Origin of the sequence: Streptomyces sp. NPDC057638 (assembly GCF_042800315.1) — a bacterium.
GTDB lineage: Bacteria > Actinomycetota > Actinomycetes > Streptomycetales > Streptomycetaceae > Streptomyces.
In genome coordinates this window covers 1-8,332 of the sequence record NZ_JBHVHF010000319.1, presented here as the reverse complement: position 1 = coordinate 8,332, position 8,332 = coordinate 1, and the positions used below count along the sequence as shown (strand labels likewise).

Sequence of the window (8,332 nt, the reverse complement as noted above, 5' to 3'; positions counted from 1 at the left end):
GGCCCACAGGGGGCCGGGGCCTTCGTACGCCGTCCGTGCCACTCCGGCACGGCGCGTGCCGTCAGCCGTCAGCCGGGGGCCGCGAGCCGGACGGTCGGGTGCCGCCGTGCGGTCCGGCCGCCGAACCCGACGGGGAGAGCGTGCCGTGCTCCGGGCGGATCGGTCCCCCCAGCGGGGTGAGCCGACCGGCCCGGGTGGCCGGTCCCGAGCCGGGGAACGGTGCCACGGGGGTGACCCGCTCCCGCGCCGGACCCTCCTCGGCGGGGCCGCGCTGGGGCACCATCGCCGACCGGGGCCCGCCCCTTGTCCCGGCGGCCGCCGCGGTCACCGGCAGTGCGGGGGCGAGCCTGCGGCGGGCGCGCCACTGCTCGCGCCGGGCCAGGATCCATGCCTCGGTCCGGGCGATCAGCGGCTCGCACCAGGGCAGCGCCAGCAGGATCAGCAGCCCCGCGGCCCAGCCGAGCAGAACATCGCTCAGCCAGTGCGTACCGATGTAGACGGTGGTGAGACCGACCCCGAGCGAGACCGTGGCGGAGAGCGCCGACAGATAGCGCCGGGTCGTGGGGGTGGTGGCCAGATAGGCCAGGATTCCCCAGGTCACGACCGCGTTGGCGGTATGGCCGGAAGGAAATATATCCCCCCCGGCGAACAGCTCGGCCGAGCCGATCTGGGTCGCGTAGTGGGGGCCGAGCCGGCCGAGGCCGATCTTGACCGCGCCGACGGTCGTGTTGAGCAGCAACAGCGAGACGCCGAGCACCAGCAGGGGCCGCAGGGTGTGCTGGCGCCAGGAGCGCCAGCCGAGCCAGGCGGCGACCATCACGGCCGTCGGTCCGCGCTGGCCGAGCACCACGAAGTAGTCGAGGAAGGCGTGCAGCGACGGCCACTGCTGATAGGGCCGGAAGAGCATGACCTTCCAGTCGATGAGCACGAGCCAGGTCGAGGCCAGGACGGCCACGACGATGGCGGCATAGAACGCGGCCGTCCCGCCGAAGAGGGCGAGACGGGTGCGGCTCATCCGCGGGATCTCAATCTTCGGCGGTTCCGGCTCTCGGTCCAAGCGGGCGAAGATGTCGGTACGCACCCTAGCGACGTTACAGCGAGTGAGTGTGTGGCTAGGCCGATCCAGCGGGTTTGTGATGACGATGTGATGTGGCGCGGGTCTCCATGGCGTGAATTGTGCCGGGTCAATGAGGAAATTCCCATGCTTGCCCGGCGCATTGTTTCCCGGGCGGGTCGACGGGAGCCTCATTCGGGAGCCTGAATTGCCGTCCGCGCCGGGTCGCGTACCGGCCTTTCCGGCGCTTCGGGCGCTTCGGACGGATGGCGGCGGGACGGTGGATCCGGGGCGGCGGCCGGGTGCGGGCGGCAGGGGGCGGCAGGGGGCCGGGGCGGGAGCGGCGGCACGCGGAGCCGGGCCGCCGGTGGGTGCCCGCGTGGCTCGCGCCGGCTCGGGCGCGCCGCCGGGGGGCCCGTGGTCTCCGCGGCGGGGCGGGGTGCGCGATGCCGGGCCCGTCGGGCCGTCGCGTGTGGCGTACGCCACAGGGAGGCCCCCCGGGCGGTGAGAGATGGACCACCCGTCACACTGGTGAACTCGCGTAAGGTGACGGCTCGCTCGCCCGTCGGCGTCACAGCGCCCCGTGGGACCGTCCCCGTCTCCCGGCCGGACCGCCGAGCGCGAGGGAACCACTGGAGGTAGGCGCATGTCAGGGACGGCCCCGATCGGCCGCGGGCCCTCGGCGACGGCGCGGGCTGGTGCCGCCGGGGCGGGCCGCTGGGTCATCCTGATGGTCCTGTGCGTGAGCCTGCTCCTGGTGGCGGTGGACGCCACCGTGCTGCATGTCGCCGTTCCCGCGGTCACCGAGGACCTGCGCCCCAGCGGGGTCGAGCTGCTGTGGATCGTCGACTCCTATCCCCTGCTCTGCGCCGCGCTGCTGATACTTTTCGGCACCCTCGGCGACCGGGTGGGACGGCGCCGGGTCCTGCTGCTGGGATACGCGCTCTTCGGGGTCGCCTCCGCGTTCGCCGCGTTCGCGCCCACGCCCGAGGTGCTGATCGGCGCCCGCGCCCTCCTCGGGGTCGGCGGCGCCATGATCATGCCCGCGACGCTCTCCATCCTCCGTACGGTCTTCCCCGACCGGCAGGAGCGGGCGATGGCGATCGGGATCTGGACCGCCGTGGCCGCCGTCGGTGCCGCCACCGGGCCGGTGCTGGGCGGCTTTCTGATCGAGAACTTCTGGTGGGGCTCGGTCTTCCTGATCAACATCCCGCTGATGGCCGTGATCCTGCCGCTGGGCCGCTGGCTGCTGCCGGAGTCCCGGGGTGATGTGGACGGGCCCTGGGACGTGCTGGGCGCGCTGATGGCGGCGGCGGGCATCCTCGGGGTCGTCCTCGGGGTGAAGCGGCTGGGCGTCGGCCATCCGCCGCTGGAGCCCGCGACGCTCGGGCCGATGGCGCTCGGCGCCGCGCTGCTGATCCTCTTCGTCCGGCGGCAGCGCCGCCGCCCCCATCCGCTGATCAATATGCGGATGTTCGCCACCGCGACCTTCTCCACCGCCGTCGGCTGCATCGTCCTGGCGATGCTGGCCCTGGTCGGCCTGGAGCTGATCGCCATCCAGTACCTCCAGCTCATCCTGGGGCTCGGCCCGATGGAGACCGGGCTGAGGCTGCTGCCCCTGACCTTCGCCGCGATGGCGGCGGGTGCCATGGGCTCCGCCGTGCTGCGGTGGACCGGCCCGCGCCGGATGGTGTGCGGGGGGTTCGTGCTGACGGCGGGCGCCGTGCTGCTGCTGACCCTGATGGGCCAGCAGGACCGGCCGCTGCTGCTCACGGTGGGTTTCGTGCTGCTCGGCTTCGGGCTCCAGACCACGCTCTTCGCGGCGTACGAGTCCATGCTCAGCGAGGCGCCCGCCGAGTACGCGGGTGGGGCGGCCGCGATCGGCGAGACGTCCTACCAACTCGGCGCGGGCATGGGTATCGCCCTGCTCGGCAGCGTGATGAACGCGGCCTACGCCCCCGCCGTCCAGTCGCTCTCCGGTGTGCCCGCGAGCGCCGCGTCGGCGGCGGCGCACTCGCTCGGCGGGGCGTACCAGGTCGCCGAGCGGCTCGGCGGGGCGGCCGGGGAACTGCTGCGGGCCACGGCCCGTCAGTCCTTCGTCCATGGGCTGCATGTGACGCTGCTGGTCAGCGCGGGTCTGCTGCTGCTCGGGGCGCTGGCGGCGCTGCGGCTGCCGGGCCGGATGGACCATGAGGCGGCGGACCAGGCGCTGGTGGACGGCCCGGCGGAGCTCTGTCCGCGGCCGCGTCGCCCGTCGGAGGCGGCCGTGGTCGCCCCGGCCGTGCTGCCGGACCGTTCGGCGTCGGCCCGCTGAGGGTGCCGGGCGCGCGGGGCCGGTCCGGTCGGGTGCGCGGGGCGCCGGGCGGGCCCGGCCGGACGCGTCGGCCGATGCTGCGGCTGGATGCCCTGGACGGCCGGGGAGCTCTCCCCGTAGCGTCCACCAGGCCAGAGCCGCCCGAGCCGTCCGGCGTCCACGCCGTCCGCGCCCCTGGAGGACCGCACCATGACTGGGTCTGCGTCATCCGTACCGTCCGCGTCCGCTGTGCCCTCGGTGCCCCCTGTGCCCTCGGTACCTCCTGTGCCGTCTGTGCCGAAGGGGCCAGCTGTTCCGTCCGGCCGGTTCGACGCGGCCGACCCCCTCGGACTCGACGACCTCCTGTCGCCGGAGGACCTCGCCGTCCGCGACACCGTCCGCGCCTGGGCCGCCGACCGGGTGCTCCCTCATATCGCGGAGTGGTACGAACGCGGCGAACTGCCCGTACTGCGTGAGCTGACCCGGGAACTGGGCGGACTCGGCGCGCTCGGGATGAACCTGACCGGGTACGGCTGCGCGGGCGCCAGCTCCGTCCAGTACGGACTGGCCTGTCTGGAGCTGGAGGCCGCCGACTCCGGGGTGCGCTCCCTCGTCTCGGTCCAGGGCTCGCTCGCCATGTACGCCATCCACCGCTTCGGCTCCGAGGAGCAGCGCGAGCGCTGGCTCCCCGGCATGGCGCGGGGCGAGATCATCGGCTGCTTCGGCCTCACCGAGCCCGACCACGGCTCCGACCCCGCCGGGATGCGCACCCGAGCCCGCCGCGACGGCTCCGACTGGGTGCTGACGGGCCGCAAGATGTGGATCACCAATGGCTCGGTCGCCGGGGTCGCGGTGGTCTGGGCCCAGACCGGCGATGACCCGTCGGGGATCCGGGGCTTCCTCGTGCCCGCCGGCAGTCCCGGCTTCAGCGCCCCCGAGATCCACCACAAGTGGTCCCTGCGCGCCAGCGTCACCAGCGAACTCGTACTGGACGAGGTCCGCCTCCCGGCCGACGCCGTACTGCCGGAGGTCAGCGGGCTGCGGGGACCGCTGAGCTGCCTCAGCCACGCCCGCTACGGAATCGTCTGGGGCGCCATGGGCGCCGCGCGCGCCAGCTTCGAGGCGGCACTGGAGTACGCCGGGACCCGGGAGCAGTTCGGCCGCCCCATCGGCGGGTTCCAGCTCACCCAGGCCAAGCTCGCCGACATGGCGGTCGAGCTGCACAAGGGGATCCTGCTCGCCCACCATCTCGGCCGCCGGATGGACACGGGCACGCTCCGGCCGGAGCAGGTCAGCTTCGGGAAGCTCAACAACGTACGGGAGGCGATCGAGATCTGCCGCACCGCGCGGACGGTGCTCGGCGCCAACGGGATCTCCCTGGAGTACCCGGTGATGCGGCACGCCACCAATCTGGAGTCGGTGCTGACCTATGAGGGCACCGTCGAGATGCACCAGCTGGTGCTGGGGAAGGCCCTGACCGGCCTGGACGCCTTCCGCTGAGCCGGCGGCCGCCGGGATCAGGGGGCGGGGAGTGAGGGGCGCGGGCGGGCCGCCGCGCCCCGCTCAGCTCTGGTTGTAGAAACCGTCCTGAGGCCGGCCCGGGGCCTCGCCGCTGACGACCTGGGTGTGGGCGGGGCTCAGCAGGAAGACCCGGTTGGCCACCCGGTCGATGGAGCCTCTCAGCCCGAAGGTCAGCCCCGCCGCGAAGTCCACCACGCGCTTGGCGTCCGCGGACTCCAGCGAGGTCAGGTTGACGATGACGGGGACGCCCTCGCGGAACAGCTCGCCGATGTTGCGGGCGTCGCGGAAGCAGGTGGGCGCGACCGTCGCGATCCTGCGGCTCTCGTCCGGGACGGATTCGGAGGCGACACGCACCCGCGGGTCGGTGGCCCAGGCGTCACCCGTCTCGGCACCCTCGGCGTAATCGGCGTACTCGTCGGAGTAGTAGCGCTCGTCGTTGTCCTCGACGAGGCCCAGCCAGGCACTCGCCTTGCGCACGGATCCCATGGACGCCTCCCTTCCTCTGTGGTCCGCTCACCAGCGGTCGTACGTCTTTCCTGTCCCTATGGTCGTCCATCATGCGGATCGCGCGCCAAGTGGATAGCCGCCGCGCACGGCTTTCGTGACGGTACTGGCACAGAAAATATGGCGATACGTCAGGGTTCTTGCTGTATCCGGGGTGTGGATTGCCCAGAATATGACTGTCGGGCCGGATGGGTGAGCGACCGTGCGTACGGGTGAACGACCCCCTCGCCGTGAGTCGCATACGATGCCTGCCGCATGATCGTGCGTCACACCCGGGGGAAGTGAACGTGTTCGGAATCGTCAGGCCCTGCCGCCATCGCCTCACCGACGGACTCAAGAGCGCCTGGCTGGCCCATCTCTGCGGGCTCTGCCTGGCGCTCCGCGCCGACCACGGCCAGTTCGCCCGGCTCGTCACCAACTACGACGGGCTGCTGATATCGGTGCTGACGGAGGCTCAGTCCCCACGGGTGCCGGGCGACCGCCGCACGGCGGGCCCCTGCCCGTTGCGTGGACTGCGCACCGCCCCGGTCGCCCGGGGCGAGGGCGCCCGGCTGGCCGCCTCCGTCTCCCTGGTGCTGGCCTCCGCCAAGCTCCGGGACCATGTCGCGGACGGGGACGGGGTGCTGGCCCACCGGCCGGCCGGGGTACTGGCCGCCGCCGCGCGCCGGGTCGCGACGGGCTGGGACCGGGCCGGTGCCCGCTCCGGCGCGGCCGTCGGCTTCGACACCGCCGTCCTGCTGGACGCGGTCGGCCGCCAGGGCGGGATCGAGGCCCTCGCCGGGCCCGGCACCCCCCTGCTGACCATCACCGAACCCACCGAGACCGCCACCGCCGCCGCGTTCGCCCACACCGCCCGGCTCGCGGGACGCCCGCACAACGCGGCGCCGCTCGCCGAGGCGGGCCGCCTTTTCGGCCGTCTCGCCCACCTCCTGGACGCCGTGACCGACCAGACGTCCGACGCCGCGTCAGGCGCCTGGAACCCCCTGACCGCGACCGCCACCCCACCGGCCGAGGCCCGCCGTCTCGCCGATGACGCCGTCCATGGCATCCGGCTCGCCCTGCGCGATGTCGACTTCACCGATGACCGCCTGGTCCACGCGCTGCTCGCGCACGAACTGCGCCCCGCCGTCGACCGCGCCTTCGGGACGGTGGTCTGCGGCCATGCCGCCGAGGGGCACGGGACGAAGGGCGGGGCGTCGTCCCCGTACGGTTCGTCACCTCCGCGCGGCTCCTCGTCCGCGCCCGGTCCGTCGTCCGCGCCCGGCTCCTCGTCTCCGTACGACGGGGACGGGGCGGGGCAGGGGAGCGGTGGTTCCGGTGGCGGGGGAGGCGGTGGCCGGGGGGAACCCGGGGGAACGGGCGGCGGCGCGCGGAAGCCACGGAGCTTCCTCGCCGGATGTGCGGCCTTCACCTGGCTCTGCTGCACCTGCCAGATGTGCTGTCGCGAGACCTATGAGGGTCCGTGGTCACGGAAGCGCAGGCGTGGCTGCGACCAGGACTGCCCTGACTGCGACTGCGGCTGCTCCTGACGGGACGCCCGCCTCTGCGGGGGGACTTCGGCCGGGGCCTGTCCGCTGGAGCGGGCGTCGTGGGAAGCCGGGTCGCCGGGGTGACTCCAGGCGCGGGGCACGCGCGCCCGGCGAGGTCCGTCGGAGCGGCCCCGGGGGCCACCGACGGGATGACGGAGGTGTGCTGAGGAAGGGTGAGTGAACGCGAGGGGAGGGGGGTTACGGCGCGTCAGGTGCGGGTGAGGACCGGGCGGTCCCCGTCAGGAGTGACGGGGACGGACAGCGCGGCGCGCGGGATGCGGCGCCGGACACGGCGGGACCGGCGCGGGCGGCCGGACGGGCGCGGCGGGCGGCGGGACCACCCACCCCATCCGACACGGTCCGAGTCGGATGGGGTGGCGGTGCGCAGCGGGCCGGCCTGGCTCGTCAGGCTCGACAGGAGGAGGACCACACCCGACCGAAGTCGATGTGGGAGCGCTTGACCAGCGGCTGCTGCGAGGGCATGGCCTAAGTGGAACAGGCATCCGTATCGGCGTCAACCGCCGTGAGACGCGATGCCCACCATGTGGACGACCTTGACAAGGGGTCACATCCTGCCCCTAGCCTTCGGCGGTACGGGCCGTGCTGAGGGGCTTGGTCCGTGCTCAGGGAATCCGGGGTCGGTGCCGCGTCGAGGAACGCGACCGGTCCCGACCCGTACGGCCGGTCCACGCGTCCCGGCGTTCCCGTGTCATCTGGTGCACTCCGGTGAAGGCCACCCGTGTTCGCTGTCGAGCCGCGGAGCCTTGCCCATGGCCTTGTCCCCCACTGATCCCGGCGCCTTACCCAACGATGGTGCCGGGCCTGTTCCGCCGTCCGGTTCCGTAGCGCGGTCCGGCCGTGCGTCGTCCGGTTCCGTTCCGCGGTCCGGCTGTCCGTCGTCCGGTTCCGTATCGCGGTCCGGCTGTGTGACGTCCGTCCGCGCGCCCGCTGGCCGCGCGTCGCCCGGCGGTGTGACGCCCGGTGTCCGTAGGGCGCGGCCGTCCCTCGCCATCGCGGGCACCGGCCCGCGCGGCACCGGCGTACGCGAACGCCGCGCCGCCAGCCTCCCCGAGCGGTACGGGAACCGCCCGCTCGACCTCCACCTCAGCGCCCCCTTCGCCCCCGGCGCGGGACGGATCCGGCGCGCCGGACAGTCCCCCTGCCCTTGGACGGACCCGCATACCGAGGACGTCACGCGCGGCACCGACGAGCGCGGGGACGGTGCGGACCCGCACGGCCCCCTACGCCCGGGACCCACCCTCGCCGCGTGGGCCGGGACCGGCGGCCGGAGCCTCGCCGACCGTCGGCGCCAGGGCGTCTGTCCGCGCTGGTTCCACCGGCGCGCCGTTGCCGCCCTGCCGCCCCAGCCCCAGCCGCCCCAGCCCCCGAGGGCCGGGGCCCGCGCCCGTGTGCCCCCGTCGCGGGCGGGCG

Annotated in this window: 6 protein-coding genes; 4 read left to right on the top strand and 2 right to left on the bottom strand. The window is 73.9% G+C overall.

All coding sequences use genetic code 11. The annotated features are described in order from the left end of the window. Positions 1 to 61 precede the first annotated feature (61 nt). Complete coding sequence (locus ACFVIM_RS29540) at positions 62 to 1,081, bottom strand: phosphatase PAP2 family protein (RefSeq protein WP_384307624.1); 1,020 nt, start codon at positions 1,079 to 1,081, stop codon at positions 62 to 64. 619 nt (positions 1,082 to 1,700) lie between these two features. Between ACFVIM_RS29540 and ACFVIM_RS29535 the strand changes: the two genes are divergently transcribed. Further along, complete coding sequence (locus ACFVIM_RS29535) at positions 1,701 to 3,368, top strand: MFS transporter (RefSeq protein WP_384307621.1); 1,668 nt, start codon at positions 1,701 to 1,703, stop codon at positions 3,366 to 3,368. 273 nt (positions 3,369 to 3,641) lie between these two features. Beyond that, a complete protein-coding gene (locus ACFVIM_RS29530; protein ID WP_384307618.1) occupies positions 3,642 to 4,847 on the top strand; it encodes an acyl-CoA dehydrogenase family protein in 1,206 nt (401 codons plus the stop codon). A gap of 63 nt (positions 4,848 to 4,910) precedes the next feature. Here ACFVIM_RS29530 and ACFVIM_RS29525 read toward each other — a convergent pair whose 3' ends face one another. Further along, positions 4,911 to 5,354, bottom strand: a complete 444-nt coding sequence (locus ACFVIM_RS29525) for a cell division protein SepF (protein ID WP_384307615.1) — start codon at positions 5,352 to 5,354, stop codon at positions 4,911 to 4,913. Between the two features lie 305 nt (positions 5,355 to 5,659). Here ACFVIM_RS29525 and ACFVIM_RS29520 point away from each other — a divergent pair, with 305 nt between their 5' ends. Then, entirely contained in the window at positions 5,660 to 6,901 is a 1,242-nt protein-coding gene (locus ACFVIM_RS29520) for a DUF5685 family protein (RefSeq protein WP_384307612.1), read from the top strand. Positions 6,902 to 7,872: 971 nt separating this feature from the next. Further along, on the top strand, positions 7,873 to 8,332 hold a 460-nt coding region (locus ACFVIM_RS29515), incomplete at its 3' end, for an FAD/NAD(P)-binding protein (protein WP_384307610.1).